The organism is Nesterenkonia lutea (genome assembly GCF_014873955.1).
GTDB classification, from domain to species: domain Bacteria; phylum Actinomycetota; class Actinomycetes; order Actinomycetales; family Micrococcaceae; genus Nesterenkonia; species Nesterenkonia lutea.
Genome location: NZ_JADBED010000001.1, coordinates 1,069,410 through 1,085,678 on the forward strand (window position 1 = coordinate 1,069,410; position 16,269 = coordinate 1,085,678).

Consider the following 16,269-nt stretch of genomic DNA (forward strand, 5'->3'; position numbering starts at 1 on the left):
AACCGGCACTGACCTCCAACCAGCACTGACGTCCGACCAGCACTGCCCGGCGGCTCAGCCTTCGGCGCCGAAGACGCGGGCCTGCAGCAGAGCCGCGATGCGCGTCCCCCGGGCCTGCATGGAGCTGCGGCTGCGCAGCTGGGAGCAGATCTGCGCGCGCAGCGCCTCGGGCTCGATCGCTCCGGGACTCGCCGCGGCGAGCCGACGGATCAGCTCCCAGCGGTGGGCAGAGTCGGTGAAGGCCGGCTCGCAGTGCGACTGCCCCGGGTGCTCCGGTGCGGGCTGGCCGGGCTCGGGCGGCGCAGGCGGCAGGTCCAGGGGTCGCCTGCTGCCCGCCGTGCCCAGGCCCAGGAAGATGTCGGCCGCGGTGCGCAGCTCGGCCGTGACGGGCACCTCATGGAACCGGATCACCTCGGAGGGCTGAAGCTGGACCTGGTGAACCTGCCAGCTGGTTGCCGCCGCCGTCGTGCGTCTGAAGATGTCTTCCGTGATGACGGTGATCTTCCCCGGCCTGACCGAACCGCCCAGATGGACCCAGGCGGCTGTCTCCCCGCAGAGCACCGCCTGGGCGCGCAGCCCTTCGGAGAGCAGCTCCCGGCATCCCAGGGCACGCAGTCCGGGCGAGTCGGGAAGGTTCACACAGGCGTAGACATCGCCGATCACCGCACGCACCACAGCCTCGTGCACGAGCACCTGCAGCTCGGCCGCGGTGAACTGCGGGCCGGGGCGGTAGAGTCCCTCCGGCAGCGTCCGCCCGGCTGATGTTCCCATGAGAGAAGCATCTCCGGTCCGAGGCCGCGGCGCCTCCGCGAGGAAGCGGCTGTGGACAGGAGAGCGTCCCGAGGATCATCAGTCGGCGGCTGTGGAGAGCTCGCGTGAGCCGAGGGGCTGGTGAGCCGGTGGACGGGCCGGTGGAGGAGGCGGTCAGGTCAGGCGGGGGAGACCGGGGCCCCGGGTTCACGGCCCCAGGCCTGCCGCAGGTCCAGGGCGTGGGCGAGGATCTCCACAGCGGCGGCCTGGTCTATACGATCGCGCTGGTCGCGGGAGGCGACTCCGGAGGCTCGCATCTTCTCGGCGGCGGACACGGTCGAGAGCCGCTCGTCGACGAGGTAGATCTCTGCGGCGAGCTGCTCCTCGTCCAGCATCTGGGCCAGCTTCCGGGCATAGTCCCGTGCCTTCTGCGTGGAGAGCGTCTCGGCACCCGAGAGGGACAGCGGCAGTCCCACGTAGAGCGCGCGGACGTCTCGGTCGCGCACGATCTTGAGCAGCATCTTCAGATCTGAGGCCCGGTTGTGGTCACGACGCAGCGTCATCACCGGGGTCGCGATCAGGGCATCCGGGTCCGAGGCCGCCAGTCCGACCCTTGCCTCTCCGACGTCGACCCCGAGCCGCACGCCTGCCCGCGGTGCCGGGGTGCGGAGGTGCTCCGTGGACGTGGCGGCAGGGTCGGGGGCGCGTTCAGACGGCTGCTCAGCCACGCTGGGTGACCGCCGTGACGACGTCGTCCAGTGCGGTCGCGATCTTGGTCGCGTCCGCTCCGCCGCCCTGAGCGAGATCCGGCTTGCCGCCTCCGCCTCCGCCGAGCACGCTGCAGGCGAGCTTGACCAGCTCCCCGGCAGAGACGTGCTGCGCGCGGGCGGACTCGGTGGTTGCCACCACGATGACGGGACGTCCTTTGGCGACGCCGGCCACAGCAGCCACAGCCGGGCGCGAGCCGAACCGCCCCCGAAGATCCAGGGCCAGCGCACGGAGGTCATCGGCACCGGTCACGGTCCCGGCATCATGGGCGAGGACATCGATCCCGCCTGCGTCGACCGTCTGCGAGAGCAGCTCTGAAGCCTTCGCTCGGAGCTGGGCGCTGCGGAGCTTCTCAAGCTCCCGCTCGGTGTCCTTGAGCTTGGCCAGCGTGGCGGCGATGCGGTCTGGGACCTGGTCGGCGGGGACCTTGAGCATCTCGGTGAGCTGATTCACCAGGGTGCGCTCCGCGGCGAAGTGGTTGAAGGCATCGAGACCGACCAGGGCCTCGACGCGGCGATTCCCCGAACCCACCGAGGCCTCCGACATGAGGGCCAGTGTGCCGATCTCCGCCGTGGCATCGACATGCGTGCCCCCACAGAGCTCGCGGGACCAGGCGCCGTTGATCTCCACCATGCGGACCTCCTCGCCGTACTTCTCGCCGAAGAGCATCATGGCGCCCAGGGCCTGCGCCTCCTCGAGGCTGGTCACCCTGGTCAGCACCTCGTAGTTGTCCCGTATCGCGAGGTTCGCGGCCTCCTCCAGCTCCTGGCGGGCCCCGGTGCTCATGGCCTCCTCGGCGGTGAAGTCGAAGCGAAGGTAGCCCTCCTTGTTGAAGGAGCCGGCCTGAACCGCCTCGGGGCCCAGAACGTCGTGCAGCGCCGCGTGGATGAGATGGGTGCCGGAATGGGCCTTCTGGGCGTCGAGACGGCGGCGCACATCGATGGCGCCCAGCGCCGGTGCACCCGCAGGAACCTCGCCGGCGAGGACGCGGGCACGGTGCACCGAGAGTCCCTTGATGGGGGACTGGACGTCGAGCACCTCGAGCTCGAAGCCGTCACCGGTGATGCGTCCGGTGTCCGGCGCCTGCCCCCCGGCCTCGGCGTAGAAGGGCGTGGCGTCGAGGACCAGCTCGACGTCCTCGCCGACGGCGGCGCTGCGCCGTGACTCGCCGTTGACCAACAGTCCGCGGATCCGTGACTCAGTGGTGTGTTCGGTGTACCCGGTGAAGCGGGTGGGGGAGTCTGCGCGGAGCTCCTGGTAGAGCTGGGTGTCGGCATGCCCGGACTTCTTGCCCTTGGCATCCGCACGGGCTCGTTCGCGCTGCTCGGTCATGAGTTCACGGAAGCTCGCCTCGTCCACGCGGACGCCGGCCTCGGCGGCCATCTCCAGGGTCAGGTCGATCGGGAAGCCATAGGTGTCGTGCAGCGCGAAGGCGTCGGCGCCGGTGACGGCGGCCCCCGCCGTCTGCGCCGAGGACACTGCGGAGGTCAGCTTGGCGGTGCCGGCGGAGATGGTCCGCAGGAAGGCCTGCTCCTCCTTGACCGCTGTGTCGTGGATCTTGCTGTAGTTTGTCTCGACCTCGGGGTAGACGCCCTTCATCGCGTTCTTGGACACGGTGACCAGCTCACCGAAGACCGGCTCCTCGACGCCCATCAGGCGCATGGCCAGGATGACTCGGCGGATGAGCCGGCGCAGCACGAAGCCGCCGCCCTCGTTGGAAGGACGAACTCCGTCGGAGATGAGCATCAGCGAGCTGCGCACATGGTCAGCGATCATGCGAAGGCGCACGTCATTGGCATGGCGGGGGTCGGCAGGATCCTCGGTGGAGGTGTAGCTGATCCCGGCAAGGGTCGCTGCGCGGTCCAGCACCGGGCGGACCTGGTCGGTCTCGTACATGTTCTCCACGCCCTGGAGGACCATGGCGAGCCGTTCGAGTCCCAGGCCGGTGTCGATGTTCTTGCTCTGCAGCGGGCCGGCGACTTCAAACTCCGTCTTGGAGTGCACGGCGGAGAGCCGGTACTGCATGAAGACCAGATTCCAGATCTCCACGTACCGCGTCTCGTCAGCGGCCGGGCCGCCCTCGATCCCGTAGGCGGGACCGCGGTCGTAGTAGATCTCTGAGCAGGGACCGCCGGGGCCGGGCTGACCGGTGTTCCAGTAGTTGTCCTCGGGGCCGAACCGCTGGATCCGCGTCTCGGGGATGCCCACCTGGTCGCGCCAGATGGCGTAGGCCTCGTCGTCGTCCTGATACACGGTGACCCAGAGCCGCTCAGGATCCAGCCCATAGCCGCGCAGGCCCGTCTGGGCGTCGCCCTGGACGGGGTTCGTCAGCAGCTCCCAGGCCATGGGGATGGCCGTCTCCTTGAAGTAGTCGCCGAAGGAGAAGTTGCCGCACATCTGGAAGAACGTCCCGTGGCGGGCCGTCTTGCCGACCTCTTCGATGTCTGCGGTGCGGATGCACTTCTGCACCGAGACGGCGCGGGAGTACGGCGGGTTCTCGGTGCCCATGAAGTACGGGATGAACGGCACCATCCCGGCGATGGTGAACAGCACCGAGGGGTCCGGTGAGATCAGCGATGCTGAAGGGACGCGCTCATGTCCCTTGGCGGCGAAGTAGTCGTACCACGTCCGGGCGATGTCCTCGGTCTTCATGAGTTTCTGAGATCCTCCTGCTGATGGTCGCTGCGAGTCGGCCGCCCTGGTGTCGTGACCTGGGTGGATCTGCGCCGGGACCAGCTTAGTTGAAACACAGAGCCCGCTGCGGTCTCCGATGTGGAGGGCAGCGGGCTCTGGGGTTTCAGAACGTGATGTTCTGAGTGATCAGCGGACGATCAGCGTGCGTAGTACTCGACCACGAGCTGCTCTTCACAGGTGATCGGAACCTCTTCACGCTTGGGCTTGCGGGACAGAGTCGCCTGCAGCTTCTCGATCTCGACGGTGAGGTAGCCGGGAACCGTGGGGAGCGCGTCCTGGTGGGTGCCTGCGGCGGCCACCTGGAAAGGCTCGAAGCCCTCGGAACGCTCATGCACCTGGATCATCTGGCCGGGCTTCACGCGGAAGGACGGACGGTCCACGCGCTTGCCGTTGACCATGATGTGGCGGTGCACGACGAACTGGCGGGCCTGGGCGATGGTGCGGGCGAAGCCCGAGCGCAGAACCAGGGCGTCCAGGCGGGACTCGAGGAGCTCGATGAGGTTCTCACCGGTCAGGCCCTCGTGCATGCGCTTGGCCTCTTCGTAGTAGCGCGTCATCTGCGCCTCACGGATGCCGTACTGGGCGCGGAGACGCTGCTTCTCCTTCAGGCGCACCGCGTAGTCGGAATCCTGGCGACGGCGCGTACGGCCGTGCTGGCCGGGGCCGTAGGGGCGGCGATCCAGGTACTTCTGGGCCTTGGGGGTCAGCGCGATGCCAAGGGCCCGCGAGGCCTTCACAGTACGACGACTGCGCAATGGTGATGTGGGCATTGAATGCCTTCCTGTCTTGTCGGCGATTGATGTTTAACCCTGATCGCGACAGACGATCAGGCACCTGGCCTCCGGGATCCCAGAACCGGAGAGCGTGAGCTGCCGAGAACTCACTTCACTGCGACGTCGCGCCGGCACACAGCTGCCCCACCGATGTTCTGGAGGGGGCCGAGTGCAGGATCTTGGCTTGATGCGCGATGCCTGCCAGACAGCACAACAGCCTAGCATCGGGGACGACAGAACCCCAATCATCGCGGGGACGATCGGGGTTCTGGAGTGCGACGCGGTGCGGCCGGTTCAGCCGCGCAGGGCCTTGCGATCCGGGCGCGTGCGGTAGGGATCCACACCCTTGGGGATCGGTGGGCGAGAGATCGGCAGGGCGGCGAGGCGCTGCTCCACTGCACTGACCTCGTGCTTGTTCAGCTTCTTGTCCAGCTTCTTGATCGCCTTGCTCAGCTTCTGCAGAGGCACCTGCTGCTCTCCCCGTCCGGCCTGGATGACGTGGATCGGCACGCCGGTGTCGCGCAGGATCGGGCTGAAGCGCTTGCGCGTCTTCTGCACAAGCTTGCTCACGCGCTGCGAGGGCCCTTCGGTGACCAGGATCAGTCCCGGCCTGCCGACGACGCGGAAGATCGCGTCCTGGGTCTTGGGATCCATCGCCACGGGCTCTTCGGTGACGATCCACCCGCGCTTGAGCGTGCTCAGGGCTGCGGCCGCCGCGCCGGGACGTCCCTCGATCCGGGAGAAGGCGGCCTTCTCCGCGCGCCGGTTCATCACGATCATGGCGGCCAGCAGAGCCAGCGGCAGCCCGATGAGCAGGCCGGTGATCCAGTTCAGCAGGAGGCCGAAGATTGCGAAGGCGACACCGAGGGTGACGAAGAAGGCCAGGGCCATCCACCACCCGATGTTCGGGTCGTAGGAGCGGGTCATCGTGAAGACCTGCTTGATCCTGGCGAAGAAGCCGTCCTGCTTATTGGCCTTCTTGCGCGCCTTGCGGTCGCGCTGCTCGGCCTTCTGCTGGGCCTTCAGGTTCTTGAGCGCGGTCTTGGCCTCTGCCTTGGAGGAGACCGGGGGAGGAGTGGTGTCAGCTGGTGCCATAGTGAGGCAAGTCTACCGCAGGCTCAGAAGCCGGCAGCGACGAGCGTGGAGGCCTCCTGCTTGGTCGCGCCCGACGGTTCGATGTGCGCCAGGGCGGCGGGGATCTCCCAGCCCTTCCGCTGCATCGCCTTCGCCCAGAGCGAGCCGGCGCGGTAGGAGGAGCGGACCAGCGGACCCGACATCACGCCGAGGAACCCGATCTCCTCTGCCTCCTGGGAGATGTCCAGGAACTCCTGTGGCTTGACCCAGCGATCCACGGGCAGGTGCCGCGGAGTCGGGCGGAGGTACTGAGTGATCGTGAGCAGGTCACAGCCGGCGTCATGCAGGTCGCGCAGCGCCTCGGAGACCTCCTCGCGGGTCTCACCCATGCCGAGGATGAGATTGGACTTGGTGATCATGCCGTGAGCACGGCCCTGGGTGAGCACGTCCAGTGATCTCTCGTATCTGAATGCCGGGCGGATGCGCCGGAAGATGCGGGGCACCGTTTCGACGTTGTGCGCGAAGACCTCGGGTGCGGCCGCACAGATTCCGGCGATGTTCTCCTCGCGTCCAGAGAAATCTGGGATGAGGATCTCCACACCGGTGCCGGGATTGAGCTCATGGATCTTGCGGATGGTCTCGGCGTAGAGCCACACTCCCTCATCGGGCAGATCATCGCGGGCCACGCCGGTGACCGTGGCGTAGCGCAGCTGCATCTCCTGCACCGACTGCGCGACCTGCAGAGGCTCCGACTCGTCGACGGCGGGCGGCCGCCCGGTGTCGATCTCACAGAAGTCACAGCGGCGGGTGCAGGCGGATCCGCCGATGAGGAACGTGGCCTCCCGGTCCTCCCAGCACTCGAAGATGTTGGGGCAGCCAGCCTCCTCGCAGACCGTGTGCAGGCCCTTCTCTCCGACCCGCTTCTTCATCTCGGCGAACTCGGCACCCATCTTGACCTTGGTGCGCATCCACTCAGGCTTGCGCTCCACGGGAATGGAGGCGTTGCGTGCTTCGACGCGCAGCATGCGTCGACCTTCAGGTGCCACAGTCACTGTGGAGCTCCTTCTGTTGTTCGGGGGATGTCGCAGGCGCGCCGAAGGTCACCGGAGTCGGCGGATTCGGGCAGGTCGTCGTCTCTTCTGATCAGCGGCGGAAGCACCCGTTCGAGCCGCGAGGCCACCTGTTCGGAGACCTCTTCCGGAGTGACCCGGCGCCCGATCTCGGCGCTGATGCTGGTGGTGCCGGCGTCGTCGATGCCGCAGGGGATGATGTTCGTGAAGGGAGTGAGGTCGTTGGAGCAGTTCAGCGCGAATCCATGCATGGTGACGGAGCGGTGCACGCGGAGCCCGATGGCCGCGATCTTCCGGTCCCGTCCCTCGTCGGTCAGCCAGACTCCGGAGCGTCCCTCCACCTGAACCGCCCTGATGCCGTAGTCCTCTGCCAGCAGGCTGATCAGCATCTTCTCCAGGACGCAGACATAGTCCCGGACCAGCGAGGGGTCGCGCAGGTGGAGGATCGGATAGCCGACCAGCTGTCCGCGTCCGTGCCAGGTGATCTTGCCGCCGCGGTCGACGTCGAGCACTTCGGTGCCGTCCCTGGGCCGGTCCTGGGGCTCGGTCCGCCGTCCCGCGGTGTAGACGTCGGCATGCTCCAGCAGCAGCACGGTCGAGGGCTCCGAGCCCTCCAGCACCGCGGCGTGCAGCCGGCGCTGGACGGCGTAGGTCTCGGCGTAGTCGAGAAGCTGGGGATCGAACCCCAGCCGCGTGAATGCGAGCTCCATGGCACCAGCCTAGACCCTGGACTGCGGACGGGGTGGACTGCGTCGGCTCTGCGTCTGTGGATAACTTCTGGAAGGTCCCGGTGGGTCGGTCACAATGGCTCCCATGCAGGGCGATGCGACGACGGTGACGGAACTCGATGATCCCGGTGATGATCCCGGTGATGACCGCGGTGGTGATCGCGATGAGGCGCTGATCGTGGGGCGTCGTTCCCAGAGCCCCCGGGCCTCTGGCATCAGGATCGAACGGCTGCTCGGGGTGGGCGGCACGTGTGCCGTGTGGCTGGGCACTCGCACCGGCGCCGAGGAACCGGACTGGGACCTCGTGGACGTTCCTCCGCCCGGCGAGTTCGCCCTGAAGATCCCGCTCGCCTCCGCTGACCGGTCGCACTGTGCGGACGCGGCAGCGGCGGAGCTGCAGGCGCTGCATGCGCTGCGCCACGAGCACCTGGTGCGAGCCTACGGAACAGTTCAGACCTCCCACGGTCTCGCGCTTCTCCTCGAGCCCTGCTGCGGCGGTTCCCTGGGATCGGTGCTCAGCCGCGCCGGTCGGCTGGAGATCGGAGAGGTCATCACTGTGCTCACACCGATCGCCACCGCGCTGAGCAGCCTGCACAGGCAGGGTGTCGTCCACGGCGATGTCTCGCCGGGCAACATCCTGCTCGGCCCTGATGGACGGTCTGCGCTGGGCGATCTGGCCGATGCCCAGGCGCTGGGCACAGCCGGCCCCGGCGTCGGAACACCCGGGTTCGCGGCCCCCGAGGCAGCGGACCGGCGCTGGAGGACTCCAGACGGAGGAACGGGCAGGCTGCGGCAGGGCCCGGATGTCCTGGCTCCCGCAGCAGATGTGTATTCCCTGGCAGCTGTTGCCTGGTTCGCGCTCTGCGGCTCGCTGCCGGCTCGTGGGGATCGCAGGGCGCCCCTGCCCAGCCTTCGCCCAGAGACCCCGGACGCGATGGTCCTGCTGCTGGAGTCTGCGCTGCAGGAGGATCCCGCTCTGCGTCCCAGCGCTGAGGACTTCGCCGTGCGGCTCTTCGCCTGTGCCGCCGCGGCGCCCCTGGACCTGACCCCGTACGTGGACGAAGAGGTGGTGCCTGAGCTTCCCACCGCACGAGGCCAGGTGCCGCGCGGTGGACGCCGGATGAGGGCGGGACTCGCGGCGGCGCTGGCGGGGGTGCTGGTGCTTGCGGGCTTCGGCGGGTGGGTCCTCGCCATGGGGCCGGAGAAGGAGGGCGCGGAATCGACGCGCGCCGCGCGGTCCCTGGACGCCGATGATTCCGCGGATCGGACTGAGACGAGTTCTGCGGACCCGCGCGATCTGCTGCGGCTGCGCGACCCGGCCATGGCCGTGCAGGGAATCGCCGAGCTGAGAACCCGCGCACTTACCCATGCTGAGCGCGACCTGGTGCAGCACTACACCGTGGAGGGCTCTCCTGCGGCGGCGGCCGATGAGGCGCTGGTCGGCCGGTTCCGCGACCAGGGGATGCGCTACGCGGGCGAGGCGCTGCAGATCACGGTCCACAGCGCCGACCCCGAACCGGGGTCAGCGCCGTCACAATCCCCTCGCGTCGAGCTGGAGGTCACCGTGCGGGCCACCCCTGCGGGGTCGGCGGCAGCGGACTCTGATGCTGCGGACTCTGATGCTGCGGACTCTGAGGATGCGGAGTCTCAGCAGGTGGTGCTGGCGCTGCAGCGCAGCCGAGGGCAGTGGCTGCTGCACAGCGTGGAGGAGTCTGGGTGACCCCGCCGGGGCCCGGACGCAGAACAGGGCCCGTCCGTCCGGACGAGCCCTGTTCTGCAGAGTCAGCCTCGACTCACCGGAGCGTCATCAGCTCCAGCAGCGCGAATCAGCCTTCAAGGCCCAGCTGGGCCTCGAAGCTGCCGCCTTCGAGGCGAGCCTTCAGCGTCTGCATGAAGCGTCCGGCGTCCGCCCCGTCCACCAGTCGGTGGTCGTAGGTCAAGGACAGGTACATCATGTGTCGGATGCCGATGCTCTCGTTGCCGTCGGAGTCCTCGACGACCATCGGCCGCTTGACGATCGCCCCGGTGCCCAGGATCGCGACCTGAGGCTGGTTGATGATCGGGGTGTCGAACAAGGCCCCCACCGAGCCGAAGTTCGTGATCGTGAACGTGCCGCCGGAGAGCTCTCCGGGACCGATCTTGGACTTTCGCGTCCGGTCGGCCACGTCGACGATCTTCTTGGCCAGTCCGGCCATGCTGAGGTCACCTGCGTCGTTGATGACGGGGACGAGCAGACCCTTGTCGGTGTCCACCGCAAAAGCGAGGTGCTCGCTGGAGTGGTAGGTGATCTCCTGGTTGGTCTCGTCATACTCGGCGTTCAGCTTGGGGTGCTGCTTGAGCGCCTCCGTGACCGCAGTGCCGATGAAGGGCAGGTAGGTGAGATTGACGCCGTTCTGCTCGCGGAACGTGGCCTTGGCCCTGGCGCGCAGGTTCACGATGCGGGTCATGTCGATCTCGTGGACCTGCGTCAGCTGCGCAGAGATGTCGAGGGACTCGTTCATCCGCTGTGCGATGACCTGGCGGATCCGGGGCGCCTTCTCGGTGGAGCCGCGCTTGGTGGTGTCCACCTCGACCTTCGGCGCAGACTTCGCCGCACCGCCCGAGGCAGGCTCCTCGGCGGAGGACTTGGACTTCTGCGCTTCGGCGGCGTCGACCACATCCTGCTTGCGGATGCGACCGCCCACGCCAGTGCCCTTCACGTCTGAGATGTCGACGCCCTCGTTCTTGGCAAGCCGACGCACCAGGGGAGTCACATAACCCTCGGCCGAGGAATCGGAGGAGTCAGACTTCGTTGTCGAAGAGCCGGAATCACTGGACTTCTCGGACTTCGCAGAGGCCTCGGACTTCTCGGACTTCGACGAGGAAGCCTCGGTCCGCTCTTCGGGAGCGGGCTCCTCGGCAGGCTCCGACTTCTCCTCGGCAGCCTGCTGTGACTCAGCGGACTCGTCCTCAGAGGATCCCTCATCGGAGGAACCTTCGTCGCTGGAGGATTCGGCATCCTGCTCGGGTTCGCTCTGCTTCGGCGCGGAGGATCCGCCGCTGCCGGAGCCGACGAGGGCGAGGACCGCCCCGACCTCGACGGTCTCGTCCTCGGAGACCTTGATCTCCTGGATGGTTCCTGCCACGGGGGAAGGCACTTCGGTGTCGACCTTGTCGGTGGAGACCTCGAGCAGGGGCTGGTCGACCTCGACGGTGTCGCCGACCTCGACGAGCCAGCGGGTCACCGTGCCTTCTGTCACTGATTCACCCAGCTGCGGGAGGGTCACCTCCTGAGATTCGCCCTCAGAGCCACCGCCCTCGTCCTGCTGGGGCGCCTTCTCCTCGGCGGCCTGCTCGGTGGCCTCTGGCTGCTCAGCCTCGGTGGCGGCATCCTCGGCCTTTTCAGGATCAGCCTCGGAAGCCTGTTCATCCTGGGCCTGATCCTCACCGGAGTCGCCCTCGCCGTCATCGCTGTCTGCGGATGCCTCGGCCTCGCCGTTCTCCTCAGCGGATTCATCTGAGGAGTCATCGCCCGAGCCGGAGCCGTCGCCGATCTTGACCAACGGCGCACCGACCTCCACGGTCTCGTCCTCGGCCACGAGGAGCTCCTCGATGGTGCCAGCGGCGGGGGAGGGCACCTCGGTGTCCACCTTGTCGGTGGAGACCTCCAGCAGGGGCTGGTCGACCTCGACGGTGTCACCGACCTCTACGAGCCAGCGGGTCACGGTGCCTTCGGTGACTGATTCACCAAGGGCTGGAAGGTTCACGGTTTCAGACATGGTGTCCGACTCCTACTCTCAAAGTTCGACGCAGCCTCACGGCTGGAGCATTATCTCAACGGGCGGTACTGGAAGGGCCCCGGCGGTCCGGGAGGTGTGGGTCAGCCGTGCAGCGGGTGACCGAAGAGCGCCATCGCGGCCTCACCCATGGCTTCGTTCTGCGTGGGGTGTGCATGGACCAACGAGGCCACGTCCTCGGGGTAGGCCTCCCAGTTCACGATCAGCTGAGCCTCGCCGACCTGCTCGCTGATGCGGGTGCCGATGCCGTGGACTCCCACGATCGGACCGCCCTTGACGCCCACCATCTTGATCAGGCCGCCGGTGCCCAGGATGGAGGACTTGCCGTTGCCCGCGAGGTTGTACTCGGTGATCTCGACCTGATCCTTGCCGTACTTCTCCTCAGCCGCGGGCTGGGTGTAGCCCACGGACATGATCTCGGGGTCGCAGTAGGTGACCTTGGGGATGTTGATGTCCTCGACGATCATCGGGTTGTTTCCCGCGATCTCCTCGGCGACGAAGATTCCCTGCTGGTACCCGCGATGGGCCAGCTGCAGACCCGGGACGATGTCCCCGATGGCGTAGATGTTTCCGACGCCGGTGTGCAGCCGCTCGTCAGTGATCACGAAGCCGCGATCGAGCGTGATTCCTGCGTCTTCGAAGCCGAAGCCCTCAGTGACGGGACCGCGCCCGACGGCGACCAGGCAGATCTCGGCCTCGAAGGTCTTGCCGTCCTCGAGGGTGACCTTGACGCCGTCGTCGGTCTCTTTGACCTCGTTGAAGAAGGTGCCGGTGTTGAAGGTGATGCCGCGCTTCTTGAAGGTGCGCTCAAGCTGCTTCACGATGGACGGATCCTCATTGGGCACCAGTGAGGGCAGGCCCTCGATGATGGTGACCTCGGTGCCGTAGGAGGTCCAGGCCGAGGCGAATTCGCAGCCGATGACGCCGCCGCCGAGCACGATCGCCGACTTCGGAGTGGAGTCCATCTCCAGCGCCTCGGTGGAAGTGATGATCTTCTTGCTCAGCGGCAGGCCGAAGGTCTTCGAGGTGGAGCCGGTGGCAAGCACGATGTTCTTGCCGGTGTACCGTGTGCCGTCCACCTCGATCTCGTTCTCCGACACGAGCTTTCCCTCGCCGGAGACGACCGTGACCTTTCGCATCTTCAGCAGGCCCGTGAGGCCCTTGTACTTCCCGGCGACGATGCCGTCCTTGTACTCGCGGACCTTGGCCATGTCCACGCCCTCGAAAGTGGTCTTGACGCCGTACTTCTCTGAGGTGCGCGCCTCGTCGGCGAGCTCAGCGGCATGCAGGTAGGCCTTGGTGGGGATGCAGCCCCAGTGCAGACAGGTGCCGCCGAGCTTGTCCTTCTCGATGAGGCCCACGGTGAGGCCGTGCTGGACCGAGCGCAGCGCGGCAGCATAGCCTGCGCTGCCTCCGCCGAGAACGAGTACGTCGAATTCCTGAGGCTGGTCGGCCACTGTCATTGCTCCCTTGCATCGAGTGAGACGTGAAGTTCATTGATTTCGCCTGTGGCGCGCTTCGCGTGGGACGTTCGACCCGTTCGAAGCGCGCCACAGGTGTTCGTTGCGTTCAGCCTATCGCTTGTGCGCAGGCATCAGCCACTGAATCAGCGACTGATGCCCTCGAGGTAGCTGATCAGCGTGCGCACCATCACGCCGGTGCCCGATTTGGGGGTGTAGCCGTAGGCGCTCTTCTCGTTGAACGCCGGCCCGGCGATGTCCAGGTGGGCCCAGGGGATCCGCGTGGACTCGGGATCCAGAGCGTCCGTGGCGGCTCCCGCGCGGTCTCCGACGAACTCGCGCAGGAAGGCAGCGGCGTTGAGCATGCCGCCGAACCGGTCGCCGAGGTTGGTCAGGTCAGCGACCTCGGAGTCGAAGCCGGCGCGCGCCTCTTCGGGGATGGGCATGGGCCACAGGCTCTCGCCGGCCTCCTGAGAGGCCACCACGAGCGCCTCGCGCAGGTCCTCGTTGCCCATCACCCCGGTGGTCCGCACGCCGAGCGCGATCATCTGCGCGCCGGTGAGCGTGGCCACGTCGATGATCGCATCGGGCTGCTCGGCCGAGGCCGCGACCAGGCCGTCGGCGAGGACCAGCCGGCCCTCGGCGTCGGTGTTTAGCACCTCCACGGTCTTGCCGCCGTGGATGGTGATGACGTCCTCGGGGCGCTGGGCGGTGTCTGAGGGCATGTTCTCGGCCAGGCACAGCCAGCCGGTGACCTTGACCGGCAGGTTCAGGTCAGCTGCGGCCCGGACGACGGCGGCCACAGTGGCCGCGCCGCCCATGTCCAGCTTCATGGTGGTCATGGAGGCGGCGGGCTTCAGCGACAGTCCTCCGGAGTCGAAGGTGATGCCCTTGCCGACCAGCGCGATGTGGGCCACGGGCTTGGCGGGGGAGTGTTCCATCCGGACCATCCGCGGTTTCCGGGAGGAGCCGGCTCCCACGCCGAGGATTCCGCCGAAGCCGTCCCTGGCGAGCTCCTTCTCGGCCCAGACCTTGGTCTTGACCTTCGCGGCACGAGCAGACCCGCCTGCACAGGCCGGGGCCTTGGTGCGATCTGCTAGCTCCGTGACGATGTCGGCGAAGCTCTCCGGGAAGAGGTGGCTCGGGGGCGTGTTCACCAGATCGCGGGTCGCACGCACGGCCGAGCCGACGACGGCGGCGCGGTCCAGTGCGGCGCGGGTCTGCTTGTCCTTGAGCTCCGTCAGGATCTGGATGTCACGCACGGGCGAGGCCGTCCGTGCCTCCTCCGAGCTGCGGAAGTGGTTGAAGGAGTACGCGCCGATCGCGGCACCCTCGGCGATGGCGCCGACCTGCTCCACCGACGAGGCGGGCAGCGCCAGGGCCACAGACTCGATGCTGCCGAGCTGGCGGACCGTGGAGCCCGCGGCGCGTCGCAGCGCTTCCAGCGAGATCCCTCCGGTGGGCTCACCGGTCAGCGGGCCCACGCCGATGAGGACCAGGGTCTCGGAGTTGAAGCCGTCCATGCCCGGAAGGCGCAGGAGCTGATCGGCGGCGCCCGTGGCCCCCAGCGCCTTCAGCGAGTCCGCCACGCCCTTCGCGGCGGCATCGGCGAGCGGGTTCGGGAGAAGGATGGGACCCTGCGGGCCCTTCGCGACACCGAGCACGAGCGCGTCAGTCGCGGTCTTCTCGATCGAGGTGGATACAGCGGAGAGGCTGGGCTGGAAATCGTTGATCACATCTGTCCCGTCTGATTCCAAGGGTGGTGGAATCGCAAAGTCGTCATGGTGGTTCTCGACAATCGATCCTAACCACAATCCGCGCGGGAATGCCTGCAGGTGGCATCCTGTTGTACAGACGACTCTCTGGGCCGGCTGCGCCGCACGATGCGGTGGATGACGTCCCAGTCCCCATACCGAAGAGGAGCCCTCAGGTGAAGGACCCCCTGGATCTGCTGCATGTGCACCCGGCAGCCGATGGAAGCGACGAGTCGGACTCCTTCGTGAACCTCGGCAGCCAGAACACCCCCGAGTCCACCGTCAGCGCAGAGGCTGGTGCCCTGGTGCTGCGCGAGGACCAGGGACCGGCTGAGAGGCTGAGCCTGCTGGTCTCCTGGTCCGGCCATACAGACGCCGGAAGCCTCAGCGAACAGCTCTCCGACTCTCTGCTCGGCACCCTGCCCCACCATCGGCTCGCCAGCTTCGACGTCGACGAGCTCTTCGACTACCGCTCGCGGCGTCCGCAGATCACCTTCACCGACAACCAGTTCAGTGATTTCAAGAGCCCCTCCCTGGAGCTCTATGAGGTTCGTGATGCACTGGGGCAGCCCTTCCTCTTCCTCGCCGGAGACGAGCCCGACTACCAGTGGGACCGCGTCTCCAGTGCCGTGCTGCAGCTGGTGGAGCGCCTGAATGTGAAGCTGGTGGTGCTCGTGGACGCGCTGGGCCTGCCCACTCCGCACACCCGCCCGATCGGGGTCACCGCGCACGGGAACCGGCCGGATCTCATCGAGGGGATCTCCACCTGGGGCCCCACCGCGCAGATAGAGGCCGGACTCAGCCAGTTCCTGGAGCTGCGACTGACGCAGGCGCAGCGCGAGGTCGTCGGCTACACGCTTCACGTGCCCCACTATCTGGCGGCGGGGAAGTTCCCGCATGTCGCCGTGGCCGCGCTGGAGTACGCCGGAGCGGCGCTGGAGCTCATGCTGCCCACCGAGGAGCTGCGTGAGGCATCGCGTGTGGTGGACCAGGACGTCTCCCGGCAGGTCCAGCAGAACTCGGAGATCCAGGGCATGGTCGAACGCCTGGAGCGGAACTTCGATGAGTACGCGACCCCGCAGCAGCGGTCCCTCCTGGTCAAGGACGATGAGGCGGTCCCCGACGCCGAGGAGCTCGGTGCGGCCGTGGAGGCGTACCTGCGTCACCATGACCCGGCTGAGGACGCCGTCCCGGAGGCGCCGGCGGACCGGGAGATCGCGGCGGATCCCGAGTCCGAGACTGGTCACACCTCCCAGGAGGACACCGGGGTTGAAGATGATGCCCCTTCCAAGGATGAGCACCCCACCGACCCGGAGCGCTGACCGGGCGCTGACCCTGACCCCCAGCGCTGACCGGAAGGCTGTTCTTCCCCAGGGCAGGTGCGGCGGACGGCTGCGGCAGCGCCATCCACAGCGCATTGAC

The 16,269-nt window shown here is 67.5% G+C and carries 12 protein-coding genes; 2 read left to right on the forward strand and 10 right to left on the reverse strand.

The window, feature by feature from the left end:
- Positions 1 to 54: 54 nt before the first annotated feature.
- The 7 genes from H4W27_RS04890 to lipB all read right to left on the reverse strand — a co-directional run bounded on the left by H4W27_RS04890 (position 55) and on the right by lipB (position 7,839).
- On the reverse strand, positions 55 to 771 hold the full coding sequence (locus tag H4W27_RS04890; RefSeq protein WP_192594930.1) for a hypothetical protein: 717 nt from the start codon (positions 769 to 771) through the stop codon (positions 55 to 57).
- A gap of 158 nt (positions 772 to 929) precedes the next feature.
- Positions 930 to 1,478 carry a Holliday junction resolvase RuvX gene (ruvX, locus tag H4W27_RS04895; protein WP_192594931.1) on the reverse strand — a complete coding sequence of 183 codons (549 nt, stop codon included), beginning with the start codon at positions 1,476 to 1,478 and terminating at the stop codon, positions 930 to 932.
- The gene (gene alaS / locus H4W27_RS04900) at positions 1,471 to 4,170 is read right to left on the reverse strand and encodes an alanine--tRNA ligase (RefSeq protein WP_192594932.1); all 2,700 of its coding nucleotides are present in this window, start codon (positions 4,168 to 4,170) and stop codon (positions 1,471 to 1,473) included. The genes ruvX and alaS overlap by 8 nt, the downstream gene beginning before the upstream one ends.
- 179 nt (positions 4,171 to 4,349) lie before the next feature.
- Positions 4,350 to 4,982: a 30S ribosomal protein S4 gene (gene rpsD, locus H4W27_RS04905; protein ID WP_192594933.1), complete on the reverse strand. Its 633-nt coding sequence runs from the start codon at positions 4,980 to 4,982 to the stop codon at positions 4,350 to 4,352.
- 297 nt (positions 4,983 to 5,279) lie between these two features.
- Entirely contained in the window at positions 5,280 to 6,080 is an 801-nt protein-coding gene (locus H4W27_RS04910) for a DUF4191 domain-containing protein (RefSeq protein WP_192594934.1), read from the reverse strand.
- A 23-nt stretch (positions 6,081 to 6,103) separates the two neighbouring features.
- Positions 6,104 to 7,111 carry a lipoyl synthase gene (gene lipA, locus H4W27_RS04915; RefSeq protein ID WP_192594935.1) on the reverse strand — a complete coding sequence of 336 codons (1,008 nt, stop codon included), beginning with the start codon at positions 7,109 to 7,111 and terminating at the stop codon, positions 6,104 to 6,106.
- A complete protein-coding gene (lipB, locus tag H4W27_RS04920) occupies positions 7,108 to 7,839 on the reverse strand; it encodes a lipoyl(octanoyl) transferase LipB (protein ID WP_192594936.1) in 732 nt (243 codons plus the stop codon). The genes lipA and lipB overlap by 4 nt, the downstream gene beginning before the upstream one ends.
- A gap of 103 nt (positions 7,840 to 7,942) precedes the next feature.
- Here lipB and H4W27_RS04925 point away from each other — a divergent pair, with 103 nt between their 5' ends.
- Positions 7,943 to 9,577: a protein kinase domain-containing protein gene (locus tag H4W27_RS04925; protein WP_192594937.1), complete on the forward strand. Its 1,635-nt coding sequence runs from the start codon at positions 7,943 to 7,945 to the stop codon at positions 9,575 to 9,577.
- 106 nt (positions 9,578 to 9,683) lie between these two features.
- Here the strand turns inward: H4W27_RS04925 and sucB are convergent, their stop codons facing one another.
- The 3 genes from sucB to H4W27_RS04940 all read right to left on the reverse strand — a co-directional run bounded on the left by sucB (position 9,684) and on the right by H4W27_RS04940 (position 14,829).
- Entirely contained in the window at positions 9,684 to 11,615 is a 1,932-nt protein-coding gene (sucB, locus tag H4W27_RS04930) for a 2-oxoglutarate dehydrogenase, E2 component, dihydrolipoamide succinyltransferase (RefSeq protein WP_192594938.1), read from the reverse strand.
- A 101-nt stretch (positions 11,616 to 11,716) separates the two neighbouring features.
- Positions 11,717 to 13,096 (reverse strand): dihydrolipoyl dehydrogenase, encoded by a 1,380-nt coding sequence (gene lpdA / locus H4W27_RS04935; RefSeq protein WP_225939010.1) that lies wholly within the window; start codon positions 13,094 to 13,096, stop codon positions 11,717 to 11,719.
- Positions 13,097 to 13,239: 143 nt separating this feature from the next.
- Entirely contained in the window at positions 13,240 to 14,829 is a 1,590-nt protein-coding gene (locus tag H4W27_RS04940; RefSeq protein ID WP_192594939.1) for a leucyl aminopeptidase, read from the reverse strand.
- Between the two features lie 194 nt (positions 14,830 to 15,023).
- On the opposite strand from H4W27_RS04940, the gene H4W27_RS04945 reads away from it, so the two are divergent.
- Complete coding sequence (locus H4W27_RS04945; RefSeq protein WP_318782160.1) at positions 15,024 to 16,169, forward strand: PAC2 family protein; 1,146 nt, start codon at positions 15,024 to 15,026, stop codon at positions 16,167 to 16,169.
- The last annotated feature ends 100 nt before the right edge of the window (positions 16,170 to 16,269 follow it).

What these genes read in the sequence shown, in the direction of transcription:
- H4W27_RS04890 (WP_192594930.1), bottom strand. Translation starts at nt 771, where the DNA reads ATGGGAACATCAGCCGGGCGGACGCTGCCGGAGGGACTCTACCGCCCC.
- alaS (WP_192594932.1), bottom strand. Translation starts at nt 4,170, where the DNA reads ATGAAGACCGAGGACATCGCCCGGACGTGGTACGACTACTTCGCCGCC.
- rpsD (WP_192594933.1), bottom strand. Translation starts at nt 4,982, where the DNA reads ATGCCCACATCACCATTGCGCAGTCGTCGTACTGTGAAGGCCTCGCGG.
- H4W27_RS04910 (WP_192594934.1), bottom strand. Translation starts at nt 6,080, where the DNA reads ATGGCACCAGCTGACACCACTCCTCCCCCGGTCTCCTCCAAGGCAGAG.
- lipB (WP_192594936.1), bottom strand. Translation starts at nt 7,839, where the DNA reads ATGGAGCTCGCATTCACGCGGCTGGGGTTCGATCCCCAGCTTCTCGAC.
- H4W27_RS04925 (WP_192594937.1), top strand. Translation starts at nt 7,943, where the DNA reads ATGCAGGGCGATGCGACGACGGTGACGGAACTCGATGATCCCGGTGAT.
- sucB (WP_192594938.1), bottom strand. Translation starts at nt 11,615, where the DNA reads ATGTCTGAAACCGTGAACCTTCCAGCCCTTGGTGAATCAGTCACCGAA.
- lpdA (WP_225939010.1), bottom strand. Translation starts at nt 13,096, where the DNA reads ATGACAGTGGCCGACCAGCCTCAGGAATTCGACGTACTCGTTCTCGGC.